This window comes from Buttiauxella sp., from assembly GCF_049686335.1.
GTDB lineage: Bacteria > Pseudomonadota > Gammaproteobacteria > Enterobacterales > Enterobacteriaceae > Buttiauxella.
Window position 1 is genome coordinate 174,939 of record NZ_JBAVHX010000010.1, and the last position, 16,165, is coordinate 191,103.

General features: G+C 50.8%; 13 protein-coding genes and 1 pseudogene. 7 read left to right on the forward strand and 7 right to left on the reverse strand.

Annotation, left to right across the window (positions count from 1 at the left end):
• Positions 1-41 precede the first annotated feature (41 nt).
• A complete protein-coding gene (manX, locus tag WBL83_RS09510) occupies positions 42-1,010 on the reverse strand; it encodes a PTS mannose transporter subunit IIAB (protein ID WP_424588912.1) in 969 nt (322 codons plus the stop codon).
• A gap of 479 nt (positions 1,011-1,489) precedes the next feature.
• Between manX and yoaE the strand changes: the two genes are divergently transcribed.
• Positions 1,490-3,049, forward strand: a complete 1,560-nt coding sequence (gene yoaE / locus WBL83_RS09515; protein WP_424588913.1) for a CNNM family cation transport protein YoaE — start codon at positions 1,490-1,492, stop codon at positions 3,047-3,049.
• Here yoaE and WBL83_RS09520 read toward each other — a convergent pair whose 3' ends face one another.
• From WBL83_RS09520 to pabB, 4 genes are all read right to left on the reverse strand, one after another.
• Positions 3,050-4,645, reverse strand: coding sequence for an EAL domain-containing protein (locus tag WBL83_RS09520; RefSeq protein ID WP_424588914.1), 1,596 nt, complete (start codon positions 4,643-4,645; stop codon positions 3,050-3,052).
• A 248-nt stretch (positions 4,646-4,893) separates the two neighbouring features.
• Complete coding sequence (gene sdaA, locus WBL83_RS09525) at positions 4,894-6,258, reverse strand: L-serine ammonia-lyase (protein WP_424588915.1); 1,365 nt, start codon at positions 6,256-6,258, stop codon at positions 4,894-4,896.
• Between the two features lie 280 nt (positions 6,259-6,538).
• On the reverse strand, positions 6,539-7,117 hold the full coding sequence (locus tag WBL83_RS09530) for a CoA pyrophosphatase (RefSeq protein WP_424588916.1): 579 nt from the start codon (positions 7,115-7,117) through the stop codon (positions 6,539-6,541).
• Between the two features lie 4 nt (positions 7,118-7,121).
• Positions 7,122-8,486 carry an aminodeoxychorismate synthase component 1 gene (pabB, locus tag WBL83_RS09535; protein ID WP_424588917.1) on the reverse strand — a complete coding sequence of 455 codons (1,365 nt, stop codon included), beginning with the start codon at positions 8,484-8,486 and terminating at the stop codon, positions 7,122-7,124.
• A 109-nt stretch (positions 8,487-8,595) separates the two neighbouring features.
• Here pabB and WBL83_RS09540 point away from each other — a divergent pair.
• Positions 8,596-8,769, forward strand: a pseudogene (locus WBL83_RS09540) (YoaH family protein); the annotation flags it as partial.
• 130 nt (positions 8,770-8,899) lie between these two features.
• On the opposite strand, the gene WBL83_RS09545 reads toward WBL83_RS09540, so the two are convergent.
• On the reverse strand, positions 8,900-9,244 hold the full coding sequence (locus WBL83_RS09545) for a RidA family protein (RefSeq protein ID WP_424588918.1): 345 nt from the start codon (positions 9,242-9,244) through the stop codon (positions 8,900-8,902).
• 121 nt (positions 9,245-9,365) lie between these two features.
• Between WBL83_RS09545 and WBL83_RS09550 the strand changes: the two genes are divergently transcribed.
• From WBL83_RS09550 to rnd, 5 genes are all read left to right on the forward strand, one after another.
• Positions 9,366-11,276, forward strand: coding sequence for an ATP-dependent DNA helicase (locus WBL83_RS09550; RefSeq protein WP_424588919.1), 1,911 nt, complete (start codon positions 9,366-9,368; stop codon positions 11,274-11,276).
• A gap of 70 nt (positions 11,277-11,346) precedes the next feature.
• On the forward strand, positions 11,347-12,042 hold the full coding sequence (tsaB, locus tag WBL83_RS09555; protein WP_424588920.1) for a tRNA (adenosine(37)-N6)-threonylcarbamoyltransferase complex dimerization subunit type 1 TsaB: 696 nt from the start codon (positions 11,347-11,349) through the stop codon (positions 12,040-12,042).
• A 45-nt stretch (positions 12,043-12,087) separates the two neighbouring features.
• Complete coding sequence (locus WBL83_RS09560; protein ID WP_424588921.1) at positions 12,088-12,690, forward strand: Slp family lipoprotein; 603 nt, start codon at positions 12,088-12,090, stop codon at positions 12,688-12,690.
• Positions 12,691-12,900: 210 nt separating this feature from the next.
• Positions 12,901-14,586, forward strand: a complete 1,686-nt coding sequence (fadD, locus tag WBL83_RS09565; RefSeq protein WP_424588922.1) for a long-chain-fatty-acid--CoA ligase FadD — start codon at positions 12,901-12,903, stop codon at positions 14,584-14,586.
• 84 nt (positions 14,587-14,670) lie between these two features.
• Positions 14,671-15,780, forward strand: coding sequence for a ribonuclease D (rnd, locus tag WBL83_RS09570; RefSeq protein WP_424589361.1), 1,110 nt, complete (start codon positions 14,671-14,673; stop codon positions 15,778-15,780).
• Positions 15,781-15,883: 103 nt separating this feature from the next.
• Here the strand turns inward: rnd and minE are convergent, their stop codons facing one another.
• The gene (minE, locus tag WBL83_RS09575; protein ID WP_034455225.1) at positions 15,884-16,162 is read right to left on the reverse strand and encodes a cell division topological specificity factor MinE; all 279 of its coding nucleotides are present in this window, start codon (positions 16,160-16,162) and stop codon (positions 15,884-15,886) included.
• Positions 16,163-16,165 lie beyond the last annotated feature (3 nt).

The following is a 16,165-nucleotide window of genomic DNA, read 5'->3' on the forward strand; positions in this document are numbered from 1 at the left end:
AAAACTGAGCAAAACGTAAAGTGAAGCCAATCACTGAGTAATTAGCTTTTTACCTTCGCGATCAGATCCATCATTTTCAATTTTTGATCGGTTGAAACTTTACGTGCTTCCAGCTCAATGCCGCGCGCGTTCAGCTTCTTGAAGGCTTCGATATCTTTGTCATCGACGGAAATCGCGTTGTTCACCTGGGTTTTACCCTGACGGAACGCCATACCACCTATGTTTACTGACTTAATATTCACCCCACCTTCTACGACGCGTTCAACGTCGGTCGGGTTGGTGAACAGCAGCATCACACGGTCGCCTGCATATTTCGGGTTATTCCACACGCGGATCATTTTGGCGACATCAACCACGTGAGCCGTCACACCAGGAGGAGCAACCTGCGTCAACAGTGTTTTACGCACGGTATCGGCTGCCACTTCATCACTGACAACAATAATGCGCGTTACGTTGGTTTCTTTAGTCCAGCGGGTCGCAACTTGACCATGAATCAAACGGTCATCAATACGGGCCAAACCAATATTCATGTAATCATTTGGACCCATTGGTTTCAGCGGAGCTGCTGCTTTAGGGGCAGCGACTGGTGCAACGGGTGCGGTTTTTTCAACAGGTTTTGCTTTCAGGGCTTTCACCCCTTCACGGCCTGTTTCTACCGCCAGTGCCACTAACTCATCAAACGAAGGGTTATCATCACGGGCCATCAAGGTTTCGACCAGCATCGGAATATTGACCCCGGCGACGACCTCGTAATGCTCTTTATCGACGACAATACGGCTTGCCGCATTGAACGGGCTTCCGCCCCAGGTATCGACGAGAAACAGCACACCTTTGTCGGTGTTCAGGTTTGCCAGTTGTGCGTTGTATTTTTCGATCAAAGTTTCGGCGTTTTCACCGGGAACGAAATCTATCCAGCCAACATTTTCTTGTTCGCCTAATAGCATTTCTGCGGTTTTCAGCAATTGTTCTGCTGCCCAGCCATGCGTGCCTATGACAATAGCAATAGTCACTTGCTACCTCCTGTGTTGGTCATAACCACACCCTTAAATGGGTGTTTTGTAGATTATCCGTTTCAAATAACGAATCGATTCAGATAACGGTATGAGTAAAGATGTGTAACTTGAGACGGATTTATTTTAGACAGTGAAAAAATTATTTTATGTGATGAAGATCCGTAATTTAGCTTTGTTTCAAACATAATGAACCGCAGCCCAAATTATGGGCGTGGTCAATGACAGTAAAATTGCAAAATCAGGTAAATCTTTGCAAAAGGGTATTTTGCTCTGATATTGTTTACATCCCGTTTAATAACTAAGGAGTAAAGGGCAGTAGCCCACCGTATGGACCGTCACCGACGTCTTTTCATTTTCAGGTCTGAATCTTCAGCCTTTCACACTGGCGTAGCACGCCGCGTAAATACCTTCATTCAACTTTCTGCGTCCGCGTTATGCGGGTTGCCGTTGAGTCATTCCCATAGCAGGAGCGTGTCATGGAACTCTTAATGGACCCCCAAATTTGGGTGGGTTTACTGACGCTGATTGTTCTGGAAATCGTGCTGGGTATTGATAACCTGGTCTTTATTGCGATCCTTGCGGATAAACTCCCACCAAAACAAAGAGATAAAGCGAGACTTATCGGTTTATCCCTGGCTTTGGTGATGCGACTGGGCTTGTTGTCATTAATCTCATGGATGGTGACGCTCACCCAACCGCTGTTTAGCGTCGCTAATCTGACGTTTTCCGGTCGCGATCTCATCATGTTATTCGGTGGTTTGTTCTTGCTGTTTAAAGCCACAACGGAGCTGCATGAACGGTTGGAAAACCGCCAGCATGATGACGGGCATGGGAAAGGTTACGCCAGTTTCTGGGTCGTGGTGCTGCAGATTGTGGTACTGGATGCGGTGTTCTCACTCGATGCGGTGATTACCGCGGTCGGGATGGTGAACCACCTACCGGTGATGATGGCGGCGGTTGTGATTGCAATGGGTGTGATGCTGATGGCATCAAAACCGTTAACGAACTTTGTTAACCAACATCCAACGGTCGTGGTGCTGTGTCTGAGCTTCTTGTTGATGATTGGTCTGAGCCTGGTTGCTGAAGGCTTCGGTTTCCATATTCCTAAAGGCTACCTGTACGCTGCAATCGGTTTCTCGATAATCATTGAGTTCTTTAACCAGATAGCGCGTCGTAACTTTATTCGTCATCAGTCAAATGTACCTTTACGTGCTCGTACAGCTGACGCGATTTTGCGCCTGATGAATGGCAAGCGCCAACAGCGTGCGCAGAACGAAGACAACAAAACCATCACGCCAATTGAAGCGGAGTCTTTCGCTGAAGAAGAGCGTTACATGATTAACGGTGTGTTGACGCTGGCTTCCCGCTCGTTGCGCAGCATCATGACGCCGCGCGGTGAAATCTCCTGGGTTGATGCGCATAAATCGAAAGCTGAAATCCGCGAGCAACTGTTGGAATCTCCGCACAGCCTTTTCCCGATTTGTCGCGGTGAGTTGGACGAAATCATTGGTATTGTGCGAGCGAAAGAGTTGCTTGTGGCGCTGGAAAACGGCGGGGATGTAGCTGCAATCGCCGCGCAGTATCCTGCGATCGTGGTTCCAGAAACACTGGATCCGATTAACTTGCTGGGCGTGTTGCGTCGTGCTCGCGGAAGCTTCGTTATCGTCAACAATGAGTTTGGTGTGGTTCAGGGTCTGGTCACACCGCTGGATGTGTTAGAAGCCATTGCGGGTGAGTTCCCTGATGCTGACGAAACTCCAGAAATTGTACGCGATGGTGATGGTTGGTTGGTGAAAGGTTCTACTGACCTGCATGCGATTCAGCAGCACCTGGATATCAACACACTGGTCAACGACGACGAAGATATCGCCTCGATTGCCGGCCTCGTTATCTCGGTGAATGGTCATATCCCGAAAGCAGGGGATATTATTGAATTTGCTCCACTTCGTATCCAGATTGTTGAAGCGAACGATTACCGCGTCGACTTAGTCCGGGTGGTAAAAGAGCGCTCCGAACATGAAGACGAAGAAGAGTAATCAGCGCAGCGGAACGACTGTCGCTGGGTGACCTCTACGGCGCGGGGGGCGTGTGTTCCCCCTTAGCCAGCGAGGAAACTCGCTTAGTGGCATGGGTCGAGCATAAAGATAACCCTGCAATACATTCACGCCGTGGCTGCGCAGATAATCTGCCTGCTGCGGCGTTTCAACACCTTCCGCCACCAGATCGATTCCCAGTCGTTGTGCCAGGGCGATAATAATATCGGTCACCGTCGAGTTCACCGCATCTGTCCCGATAGCGGCAGTAAACGACTTATCAATTTTCAACACATTCGGATTCAGCGTTTCCAGATAAGCTAACGAACTCTGTCCGGTGCCAAAATCATCTATCGCCAAATCCACACCCATACGATGCAAGTCGCGCACCACGCGATGGTCGACATCGGGCAGGGCATCGCGCTCTGTCAGCTCCAGCGTCAATTTTTGTAGCGGGTGGGCAGGGAACCATGAGCTGCGTAAATCAGCAATAATTTGACCATCATGGAAGTGGCTTGCGGCCACGTTGAGGCCGATATGGAAATGCCGCGATCTCGGGAATATATCCAGGTGGCGAACCGTTTCATCCAGCACGTAGCGGGTCAACGGGGCAATCAGGTTTTGCTGTTCAGCCAGTGGAATAAAGACATCGGGTGAGATCCATCCCTGACGCGGATTATTCCAGCGCAATAACAACTCCACACCCACGCACTGCAAATTACGCGCACTCACCAACGGCTGGCAAAATACCTCGAACTCATGAGAGGCCAGGCCGACATTAATTTCCCACGAAAAGCTCATGCGGTTAGCGGTCGCAAGCCAGGCGATATAACCGATAAGCATACTAAGGATGAGCGCCAGCGGAAGTTGAGTCGGTAAATTGCTTAAGGCAAGGGCTCCGGGAGAAGGCCCGATGGTGGTGACTGAAAAGGCGAACCGATCGGAAGCCATCTCATGGCTGACTTGTCCTTCCTCAACCGTAATTCGCTGTAACAGGCCTTGACCATATTCCAGATGCGAACCTGCAACATTGAGGACTGCGCGCGAGACCCATGGGCGTTCAGGCTCAAGGATAAGTCCGGTCAGCAATTCAATATTAATGATTTGCATGATGCCATCATGGCTGCTGTTGGCTACAGGGATCCAGGACAACAGAATCGGCGTTCCTTTCAATAATGATCGATCTATGGAGAGAAACAGCAGCGGAAGAGCCGATGGTAATCGCGGTTGCAGCAAATTAATTGGCACATGATGGCTACCGAAAATACTTGAGCAATAAAGAATATCATCCTTTATCAGCTCGATTGAGCGAACGGTCTGCAAGCGTGCCGCGTACTCGCGCATTTTGATTTGGGCAATTTCACAAGACAGTCCGACCAGAGGAATAAGCTCTTTATTGGCTTCCTCAAGGGGAGTCAGAATACTTTCCAGCGTACTGATAATGCGCTGGTTGAAGGTCAAAAAATGCTGTTCATTCACTTTACGCTCGGCGACATAGCGTGCGCTAAGCGTCAATACCAACGCTAAAACAGCTAAACCGATACAGACAATTAAACGCCTGCGGCGATAGCCTCGTAATATACGTTGAGCTGTCTGCATCGGTGATCACCTTGTTTTGGAACCACGACCGAAATCGGCACGCAGAACACTCAAAGTGTAGTGGGGGAATGGAATCACGATGGGAAAATCATACTTTTAGATGAAAGCTAATGGTGAATTTCGCACGAGTGTCGCAAAAACGATGCCACTATTTTAGATAATGTTTAAACGGACAATTGGCCTATCAACCTGAGGTGTTTTTTATACCTGGGGGGAGGTTGGCCCTCTAATCAGAGGGCCAGAAGAGATTAGTCACACTGCACTTTAATTGCCAGGCCACCGCGGGAAGTTTCGCGGTATTTCGCATTCATGTCTTTGCCTGTTTCGTACATCGTTTCAATGACTTTATCGAGAGAAACACGGGGCTCGCTGGTGCGGCGCATAGCCATACGCGTGGCGTTGATCGCTTTCACGGAGGCAATCGCGTTACGTTCGATACACGGCACTTGAACCTGACCGGCAACCGGGTCGCAGGTCAAACCGAGGTTGTGTTCCATACCGATTTCTGCCGCAACACAGACTTGTTCCGGGCTCGCGCCAAGGATTTCAGCCAGGCCCGCAGCCGCCATCGAACAGGCCACACCGACTTCACCCTGACAACCGACCTCAGCACCAGAAATAGACGCATTCATCTTATACAGCGCACCAATGGCGCCGGAGGCGAGGAAGTAACGGATGTATGTATCAGGGCTGACCGATTCGATAAAGTGGTCATAGTACGCCAACACTGCCGGGACAATCCCGCAAGCACCGTTAGTCGGAGCGGTCACTACACGTCCACCCGCGGCGTTTTCTTCGTTAACCGCCAGCGCGAACATGTTCACCCAGTCGACCACGTTCATTGGGTCATTAGAGAGCTTATCGCTGGACACCAGCATTCGGCGCAGCGCTGAAGCGCGACGCGGAACACGCAACGGGCCAGGCAACACACCTTCGGTATTAACACCACGGTCGATACAGGCGCGCATGGTTTGCCACACGTTAGCGAAGTACTCTTCAATCTCTTTACGGCTGTGCAAAGCCAGCTCGTTTTGCATGATCACGCCAGACAAGGACATACCCGTATCTTTGCAGTGTTGCAGCATCTCTTGTGCAGAATTGAACGAGTAAGGCACTACGACTTCGTCAGATGCATCTTTGCCGAAGTTCTCTTCGTCGACGATAAAACCACCACCGATGGAATAGTAGGTTTTGCTGTAGATGACTTTTTCGCCGTTAAAGGCGTGAACAGACATGCCGTTTTCATGCAGCGACAGGTTGTCGTTGCGGAAGCACATACCGGTATCTTTCGGGAAATCGACTTCGTGGCGACCTTGCGCCAGCCACAGACGCTCACGGGTTTCTACATCGCGAATAAACGCTGGGATGGAGTCAATATCAACAGTGGCAGGTTCGTTACCTGCAAGACCCATAATGATAGCGATATCAGTATGGTGGCCTTTGCCTGTCAGAGACAGAGAACCGTAAACATCGACCGCGATACGCGTCGTGCTTTCCAGTAATCCTTTTTCGACCAGATCATCGACAAACAACTTACCGGCCTTCATTGGACCGACGGTATGGGAACTGGATGGGCCAATTCCGACTTTGAACATGTCGAATATGCTAATCACACGTAAACTCCTTTCAGGACACCGACTATACCCTTCATTCTTCAAGCTACTGGGGCGCTTTTGCTGCCTTCCTGCCACTCGAATTATTCTGGCTATAAATAAAATATGATGCTGTAAAATCGCAGCTAGCTAGTTTAAAAATTTATTGCTTACCGTTGTAAACTATTCACATGAATTAAACTAATGCTTAACCTTAGCTCGCCTAATCTTAACTAAAAGCCACGAAATCACGACCAGATACTTCTCTAAATATAACCGATTTTGCAGAATAAAAGAGTGATCAAGCTTCCACGCCTATCTGTAAAGCTAACTCGCGGATAATTCCGGCGGTCATACCCCAGACAAAGTAGTTCTGATACCAGGAAAGCCAGACGCGATGGGCGTTACCACGACGGTGAATATCCAGTGGATGATAGCGGCCCAGGGTAAGCGCCTCCATCAGGGGCATCTCAAAAACTGCCGCCACTTCATCTTCACAGGCCTGATAAGGCAAATTGGGGGGGATGATGCCAACAACGGGGGTAACCTGAAAACCGGTAACGCTATCAACTGGCGGCAATGTACCAATCACTTCAACGCAGTCTGGCGATATCGCCACTTCTTCCCAGGCTTCGCGTAGCGCTGCAGCAATAAGCGACTCATCAGTGTCATCCACCGCACCGCCAGGAAAGGCAACCTGGCCGGCGTGTTTGCGCAGCATGGCCGAACGTTGGGTCAATAGCAATCCAGGCTGCGGGCGGCGCACAATGGGGATCAGCACCGCCGCCTGGCGTTTATTGCCGCTCATGCGGGTGACTGGCGGCTGCAATAACTGAAAGCGCGATAAAAAATCGCTCATGCTTAAGGGCGAACCGGACATCACATCACTTCTCTAGTTGCGGAAGAATACGATTAACTTTATCAAAAGTTTCCTGATATTCCGCAGATTCAACACTATCCGCCACAATACCGCCACCCGCGGAGCAATAAAGTTTGCCTCCTTCAGCGGTCAGCGTCCGGATGGTAATGCTGGTATCCATATTCCCGCAGAAGCTCAAATAACCAATGCTCCCACACCAGGCATTGCGCCGCTGTGGCTCGAGTTCTTCGATAACTTCCATGGCGCGCACTTTCGGGGCGCCGGTAATCGACCCGCCTGGGAAGCAGGCGCGCAGTAAATCAGTTGCCTTCAGATGTGGCGGCAATTTTGCCGTTATGGTACTCACCAGATGATGAACGGCTGGAAACGGCTCGACGACAAATAATTCAGGGACTTTGACGCTGCCCGGCACGGCAACCCGGCCAATATCATTGCGCAGCAAATCCACAATCATCAGGTTTTCGGCGCGATCTTTGGGGGAATTCGCCAGTTTTTCAGCTTGCTGAGCATCAGCCTGCGGATCCTCAAGGCGAGGTAGCGTGCCTTTGATCGGACGCGTTTGAATGTCGTCACCTTCAAGCAGAATAAAGCGCTCAGGCGACAGGCTTAAGATGACGCTGTCTGGCAAACGGATAAAGGCAGTAAACGGTGCGCGATTAGCCGCATTCAGTCGCTCAAAGGCCTGCCATTCGTCACCCTCGTAACTGGCATGGAAGCGCTGCGCGAGGTTTACCTGGTAGCAATCGCCACTTTTGAGATATTCCTGTACCTGCCAGAATTTAAGTCCATACTGCTCGCGGGTCATACTCGACTGCCACGCGCTTGTCAGGCTAAACGCCTGGCGAGGGTTACAGGCGGCCTGCAACTCGAGAAACTGTTGGCGAGCCTCTATATCGCCCCAACAGAGCAATGTCAGGCTTTGATTCTGGTGGTCAGCAATTAACGCCCAGTCATAAATGCCAATCGCCATATCAGGTGTTGTAAGATCGCGTAGCGCCTGCTCAGGTAATTTTTCGAAATGACGACCCAGGTCGTAGCCAAATAAACCCAGCGCGCCACCCAGGAAGGGCAGTTCCGGGTGCGTGGCAGGCTGATAACCAAAGTTATCCAGGGTTTGCTGCAACAACTGCAAAGGATCATTAAGATGCGCTGAGCAGACACCATCAACGCAGATTGTCGTTTCAGCGCCACGAGTCACTAATGTTGCACGTGGTTCGGCAACCAGAATATCAAAGCGATTATGGGGATGGTCAGCGAAGCCGGAATGCAACATCATCGCCCACGGGTGCTGCGCTAACGCTTTGAACGTGTGTTGAACAGCATCGGGATGCCACGGCAAATTTCGAAAAGTGAGAGTCTGCAACGTCATAAACCACAACTTAAAAAGAGACAGATCATCCTGCCAGGCCAGGGAACCCTCTGGAAACCCTGAAAGCAGCGTGAAATAATTAACCCAGGCAATGTAACAGGAGTCGAAAATGTTTGCAGGATTACCCTCATTATCCCATGAGCAGCAGCAGAAAGCTGTAGAACGTATTCAGGAGCTGATGGCTAAAGGCATGAGTAGTGGCGAAGCGATAACGCTGGTTGCCGCAGAGATTCGTGCTAACCATACGGGTGAAATGGTCGCGGTCCGTTTTGAGGATGACGATGTCGGCAATGCTGAAAGCGACGAAGAAAACGAAAATGACGACGGTGAAGAAAGATACGTCGATCATTATGAAGAGAACGATGACGATAAGTAATAAGTAATAAGTAACGCGGGCCGAAACCCGCATTTCTTTATACAGCCGCGATAATCTTAATCTCAACTTTATAACGCGGGTTCATCAATTTTGCTTGCACGGTACAGCGTACCGGCGCATGACCCGCGACAACCCACTCATCCCATGCTTTATTCATCGCTGCAAAGTCAGCACTTTCTGGCAGGAAAATCGTTGCGTCGAGGATTTTACTCTTATCGCTGCCTTGTTCCTCAAGCACAGCGTCGATTTGCGCAAGCGTGTTGGCGGTTTGCTGGTAAGCGTCCGCATCAAGGTTTTCTGGCACACCGGTGTAATACAACGTGTTGTTATGAATCACCGCATCAGACCAACGTGCTTCCGGTTTTATACGCACAATACTCATCACTATTTCCTTTTCCGCTCACTTATACTGCGCCACAGCCTGCCACAATCCGCAGACGGCTTCCACTGGCTTAACACCGCTCAGGCTGACATAATCACTGTCAATAAACCCAGGGGGTAATGTGACAGACGATTTTGCAGCAGATGGCCAACTCGCCACGGCGATAAAGGGTTTTAAACCGCGTGAACCACAACGACAGATGGCGCAAGCCGTCGCCAGTGCTATCGCTTCCGGGCGTGAGCTGGTGGTGGAGGCGGGTACTGGCACAGGTAAAACCTACGCGTATCTGGCTCCGGCTCTGCGTTCAGGCAAAAAAGTCATTATCTCTACCGGGTCAAAAGCGTTGCAGGATCAGCTTTTCTCTCGCGATTTACCGACGGTGGCGCGAGCGCTGGATTTTAAAGGGCGACTGGCGCTGCTTAAAGGGCGTTCGAACTATTTATGCCTTGAGCGTTTAGAACAACAGGCTCTGGCGGGCGGCGATCTGCAGGTTCAGACGCTTAGCGAAATTGTCAAATTACGTGGTTGGGCTATAGAAACCGTGGACGGGGATATCAGCAACTGCACCAGCATTGCCGAGGATTCAACCGTCTGGCCGATGGTCACCAGCACCAACGATAACTGCCTGGGCCAGGATTGCCCGCTCTACAAAGACTGTTTTGTGGTGAAAGCGCGTAAAAAAGCGATGGACTCTGACGTGGTCGTCGTCAACCACCACCTCTTCCTGGCTGATATGGTGGTCAAAGAGGGGGGTTTTGGTGAGCTGATCCCGGAAGCCGAAGTGATGATTTTCGATGAAGCCCACCAAATCCCCGACATTGCCAGCCAATATTTTGGGCAATCTGTCTCCAGCAGACAGCTCATGGATATCGCGAAAGACATCTCCATTGCCTACCGCACCGAAGTGCGTGACGCGCAGCAACTGCAAAAGAGTGCTGACCGACTGGCGCAAAGTACCCAGGATTTTCGCTTGCAAATGGGTGACCCGGGATACCGCGGTAATCTTCGCGAATTACTGGCGGAACCGTCGATTCAACGTGCGTTACTGCTGCTCGATGATGCGCTCGAATTATGTTACGACGTCGCGAAACTCTCCCTCGGGCGCTCTGCGTTACTGGATTCCGCTTTTGAACGCGCGGTGATTTTGCGCGGGCGAATCAAACGTCTTAAAGAGGTCGATACCCCCGGTTACAGCTACTGGTATGAATGTAATGCGCGTAACTTCACGCTGGCGCTGACGCCGCTTTCGGTCGCGGATAAATTCCAGGAAGTGATTAGCCAGAAAGCGGGGACCTGGATATTTACCTCAGCAACGCTTTCGGTCAATGACCAGCTCAGCCACTTTACCGAACGTCTTGGGATTGCCAATGCCCAAACGCTGTTGCTAGCCAGCCCGTTTGATTATGCCAGCCAGGCCCTGTTATGTGTGCCGCGGGGTTTGCCAACACCTAACCAACCGGCTGCGGGCAAACATCTGGCAAAAATGCTCAAACCGCTTATTGAAGCGAACAATGGCCGTTGCTTCATGCTCTGTACTTCCCATTCCATGATGCGCGATTTGGCCGAGCAGTTCCGTGCCACAATGACGTTGCCGGTGTTGTTGCAAGGCGAAACCAGTAAAGGCCAGCTTTTGCAGCAGTTCGTGGATGCGGGTAATGCACTGTTAGTCGCCACCAGTAGTTTTTGGGAAGGTGTGGATGTGCGCGGCGATGCGCTGTCGTTGGTGATTATCGACAAATTGCCGTTTACCTCACCGGACGATCCGTTGCTCAAAGCGCGTATGGAAGATTGCCGCCTGCGCGGAGGGGATCCTTTCGAAGACGTGCAACTACCCGATGCGGTTATCACCTTAAAACAAGGGGTTGGACGTTTGATCCGCGATGTTGATGACCGGGGCGTCCTGGTGATTTGCGATAATCGCCTGGTGATGCGCCCATACGGTGCTGTTTTCCTCAATAGCCTGCCGCCAACACCGCGTACGCGGGATATTAATCGGGCAGTTGAATTCCTTAACCACCGCCCGGCGGAGTAATTTGTGCCAGGCTATGGTATGATGCGCGCCGATTTTTGACCTTAATTTCCTGCCAGAGGTTGGCAATACCATGCGAATTTTAGCCATCGATACCGCGACAGAAGCATGTTCGGTTGCCCTGTATAATGAAGGAGCGACCCGAGCCCATTTCGAACTCTGCCCACGTGAACATACCCAACGTATCTTGCCGCTGGTGCGCGACATCCTGAATGAAGGAGGCGTTGGTCTGACCGCATTGAATGCGCTTGCTTATGGCCGTGGCCCAGGTAGTTTTACCGGCGTGCGTATCGGTATTGGTATTGCGCAAGGGTTGGCGCTGGGTGCTGAACTACCGATGATTGGCATTTCGACGCTGGCTACCATGGCCCAGGGCGCATGGCGTTTAACCGGTGCGACCCGCGTGTTGGCTGCTATCGACGCGCGCATGGGCGAAGTGTATTGGGCTGAATATCAGCGTGATGAACACGGCGTCTGGCACGGTGAAGAAACTGAAGCAGTGCTGAAACCTGAAGCCGTTGCTGAACGGTTGAAGCAACTTCAGGGTGAATGGGCGACAGTAGGAACAGGCTGGCAGGCCTGGCCGGATATGGCGCAAGGTAGTGAGCTGACTATCCGTAACGGAGAAGTCACTCTACCCGCGGCAGAAGATATGTTGCCTCTTGCCATTCAGGCATTAAATGATGGTTGTACGGTGGCGGTAGAACATGCCGAGCCGGTTTATCTGCGTAATGAAGTGACATGGAAGAAGCTTCCCGGCAGAGAATAATTTCCAACGTTTTGGGAAGCCTAAACTGCGTTAAGGAGAAAGGATATGGCTGGTTTGAATGTCAGAATTATCACCCGATTATTTGCATTAGCTGCCGTAATGATGCTTAGCGGTTGTGTCACCATTCCTGATGCAATTAAAGGCACCAGTGCCACGCCTCAACAAGATTTAGCGCGCGTGATGAATGCGCCACAACTCTACGTTGGGCAGGAAGCGCGCTTCGGCGGGCGAGTGGTGAACATCGATAACAAACAAGGTAAAACACGGCTGGAAATTGCCACGGTTAGCCTCGATGATGGCGCGCGTCCGCAACTGGGTGAGCCGTCAAAAGGGCGAATCTACGCTGACGTCAATGGCTTCCTCGACCCGGTCGATTTCCGGGGCCAACTGGTCACGGTTGTCGGGCCTATCACCGGTGTGGTTGAAGGCAAAGTAGGTGAAACGTCCTACAGATTTATGGTCATGCAGGTAAACGGCTATAAACGCTGGCGTGTCACTCAACAAGTTGTCATGCCACCACAACCTATCGACCCGTGGTTCTGGGGCGGGCCTTATCCTTACCGTGGCCGTTATGGTTACGGCGGGATGTGGGGCGGCGGATGGTATAATCCCGGCCCCGCACAGGTACAGACCATTGTAACTGAGTAACTGTTTGTTTTACCGAAATAAATAGGCAGCGGCATGTCCGCTGTCTATTTATTTAGGCAATGGAATAAAAATAATTAGTGATGTGCTTCGCAACCTTAAATCAGTCTAATTAATAAACTGGTACGCTGAGTTAATATTATGTTAACGACGTGTTTCCATATTGGGATTGGGGCTGTGATGACGACGAATAATAAATTCAGAGGTGGATCCTTGAAGAAGGTTTGGCTTAACCGCTACCCAGCCGATGTTGCGGCTGAGATAAATCCTGACCGTTATCAGTCCCTGGTAGATATGTTTGAGCAAGCAACGGCACGTTACGCCGACCAGCCTGCGTTCGTGAATATGGGCGAAGTGATGACGTTCCGTAAGCTGGAAGAGCGAAGCCGTGCTTTTGCTGCGTATTTACAGCAAGGACTTGGCCTGCAAAAGGGCGACCGCGTTGCGTTAATGATGCCGAACCTGTTGCAATATCCCGTAGCGTTGTTTGGTATTTTGCGTGCGGGCATGGTTGTCGTTAACGTCAATCCGTTGTACACCCCGCGTGAGCTTGAACATCAGCTCAATGACAGCGGCGCCAGCGCGATTGTGATTGTCTCGAACTTTGCGCACACACTGGAAAAAGTTGTCGATAAAACCCAGGTGAAACACGTCATTTTGACCCGTATGGGTGACCAACTTTCTGCGGCAAAAGGTACGTTAGTCAACTTCGTTGTGAAGTACGTCAAACGCCTGGTGCCGAAGTACCATCTGCCCGATGCCATTTCGTTCCGCAGTGCTCTGCAACACGGTTATCGCCTCCAGTATATTAAGCCTGAAATTCTGAATGCGGATCTCGCGTTCCTGCAATATACCGGTGGCACGACGGGAGTGGCCAAAGGGGCGATGCTGACACACCGCAACATGTTAGCGAACCTTGAACAAGTCAGAGCCGCTTACAGCCCACTATTATTTGAGCGCAAAGAGCTGGTGGTGACGGCGTTACCGCTGTATCACATCTTTGCCCTGACGATGAACTGCCTGCTGTTTATCGAGCTTGGCGGGCAGAACCTGCTAATCACCAACCCACGTGATATTCCGGGGCTGGTGAAAGAGCTGGCGAAGTATCCGTTTACCGCTATGACGGGCGTTAACACGCTGTTCAATGCGTTACTTAACAATAAAGAATTCCAGCAACTCGACTTCTCAAGCCTGCATCTTTCTGCGGGTGGGGGAATGCCGGTTCAACATGCCGTGGCTGAACGTTGGGAAAAACTGACAGGTCGTTTTCTGCTTGAAGGTTACGGTCTGACTGAATGCGCACCGCTGGTGAGTGCCAATCCGCACGACATGGATTATCACAGTGGCAGTATCGGCTTACCGGTGCCCTCCACCGAAGTGAAGATGATCGATGACGAAGGTGAGGAAGTGCCTGCGGGTGAACCTGGCGAGCTATGCGTTAAAGGTCCGCAGGTGATGCTGGGCTACTGGCAGCGCCCGGATGCGACAGATGAAATTCTGCAAGATGGCTGGCTGCGTACCGGTGATATTGCAGTGATGGACGAAGAGGGCTTTATGCGCATCGTCGATCGTAAGAAAGATATGATTCTGGTCTCCGGTTTCAACGTTTATCCCAACGAAATCGAAGACGTGGTGATGCAGCATACCGGTGTACTTGAAGTCGCGGCGGTTGGCGTGCCAAATGGCGCATCCGGCGAAGCAGTCAAAATCTTTGTTGTGAAAAAAGATCCGGCTTTAACCGAAGAGGCATTGATTGTTTTTTGTCGCCGTCACCTCACAGGTTACAAAGTACCTAAGCTTGTTGAGTTCCGCGAAGAATTGCCAAAATCAAACGTGGGCAAAATATTACGACGAGAACTACGTGACGAATCGCTCAGTAAAGGCAACAATAACGCCTGAGCTCCGAGTCAGTCGCCCCTAACGCCGGTTCTGCCGGCGTTTTTTATGGGCGCAAACCTAAGAGAACTGAATTTGACTTACCAAATGATTACTACCGATGAATCCCTTGCCTCCGTGTGCGAGGCGGCTCGTCATTTTCCAGCAATTGCGCTGGATACCGAATTTGTTCGTACCCGTACTTACTATCCGCAACTGGGTTTGATTCAGTTGTTTGACGGTGAGACGGCTTCGCTTATCGATCCGTTAACCATTACTGACTGGGCACCGTTTAAAGCGCTACTGCAAGATAAGGCAGTGATTAAATTCCTGCATGCTGGTAGCGAAGATCTTGAAGTGTTCCTCAATGCGTATGGCATGCTGCCAGATCCGTTTATCGATACCCAGATTCTGGCGGCGTTTAGCGGACGCCCACTCTCTTGCGGTTTTGCCACTATCGTTGAGTCCTTCACGGGCATCGCACTCGATAAAAGTGAATCTCGTACCGACTGGCTGGCTCGCCCGCTGACCGAGCGTCAGTGTGACTATGCAGCCGCAGACGTGCTTTATTTGCTGCCCATTGCCCATAAGCTGATGGAAGAGACGCAAGCCGCAGGTTGGATGGAAGCGGCGCTGGATGAGTGCAACTTGATGGCGACACGTCGTCAGGATGTACTGGATCCGGAAGAAGCCTGGCGTGAAATCGGTAACGCGTGGCAGTTAAGAACACGTCAGCTGGCTTGTCTGAAGAAACTGGCTTCGTGGCGTCTGCGAAAAGCACGTGAACGCGACATGGCTGTAAATTTCGTGGTGCGTGAAGAACACCTCTGGCAGGTTGCGCGTTATATGCCGGGTTCGTTGGGTGAGCTGGAACATCTGGGTCTGAGTGGTAGCGAAATCCGTTTCCATGGCAAAGCGTTATTGGCGCTGGTTGTTGAAGCCCAGGCACTTTCTGACGATGAGTTACCAGAACCGTTAAGCAATCTGGTCGACATGCCGGGTTATCGCCGCGTATTTAAAGCGATTAAAGCGCTGGTACAGGAGATCAGTGAGACGTGTGGATTAAGCGTTGAATTGCTTGCTTCGCGTCGTCAAATTAACCAGTTGTTGAACTGGCACTGGCAATTAAAAACCAAAACGACGCAGCCTGAATTAATCAGTGGGTGGCGTGGTCAGGTAATGGGCGAGGCGTTAAAAACATTGTTGGCGGATTATTAATATAACGCGGGCGATTAAGAATAGTCTGTATTAGTAGTACTGCCAGAGTGTAAAAATAAATAAACCCCAGGGTAAATCCAGGGGTTTATTTCGAGAGAATCAATTACGCAGATTTGGTCGTTGCTTCCTGTGTTTCTGGTAACGTCACGTTAAGTTCCAGAACAGAAATATCGTCATCTTTTTGATCAAGAACGACGGTTAACATCTCCGGATCGATTTTTACATATTTGCAAATCACTTCCAGAATATCGCGTTTCAGCTGCGGTAAATAATGAGGTTCACTATCACCACGGCGACGTTCTGCAACGATAATTTGCAGACGTTCTTTTGCAATGTTGGCGGTGTTCTTTTTCCGTGAGAGAAAAAAGTCTAGTAATGCCATAAC

Excerpts from the sequence above, each read along its gene's own strand:
- yoaE (WP_424588913.1), top strand. The coding sequence starts at position 1,490 with ATGGAACTCTTAATGGACCCCCAAATTTGGGTGGGTTTACTGACGCTG.
- WBL83_RS09520 (WP_424588914.1), bottom strand. The coding sequence starts at position 4,645 with ATGCAGACAGCTCAACGTATATTACGAGGCTATCGCCGCAGGCGTTTA.
- WBL83_RS09530 (WP_424588916.1), bottom strand. The coding sequence starts at position 7,117 with ATGTCCGGTTCGCCCTTAAGCATGAGCGATTTTTTATCGCGCTTTCAG.
- pabB (WP_424588917.1), bottom strand. The coding sequence starts at position 8,486 with ATGACGTTGCAGACTCTCACTTTTCGAAATTTGCCGTGGCATCCCGAT.
- WBL83_RS09545 (WP_424588918.1), bottom strand. The coding sequence starts at position 9,244 with ATGAGTATTGTGCGTATAAAACCGGAAGCACGTTGGTCTGATGCGGTG.
- tsaB (WP_424588920.1), top strand. The coding sequence starts at position 11,347 with ATGCGAATTTTAGCCATCGATACCGCGACAGAAGCATGTTCGGTTGCC.
- WBL83_RS09560 (WP_424588921.1), top strand. The coding sequence starts at position 12,088 with ATGGCTGGTTTGAATGTCAGAATTATCACCCGATTATTTGCATTAGCT.
- rnd (WP_424589361.1), top strand. The coding sequence starts at position 14,671 with ATGATTACTACCGATGAATCCCTTGCCTCCGTGTGCGAGGCGGCTCGT.
- minE (WP_034455225.1), bottom strand. The coding sequence starts at position 16,162 with ATGGCATTACTAGACTTTTTTCTCTCACGGAAAAAGAACACCGCCAAC.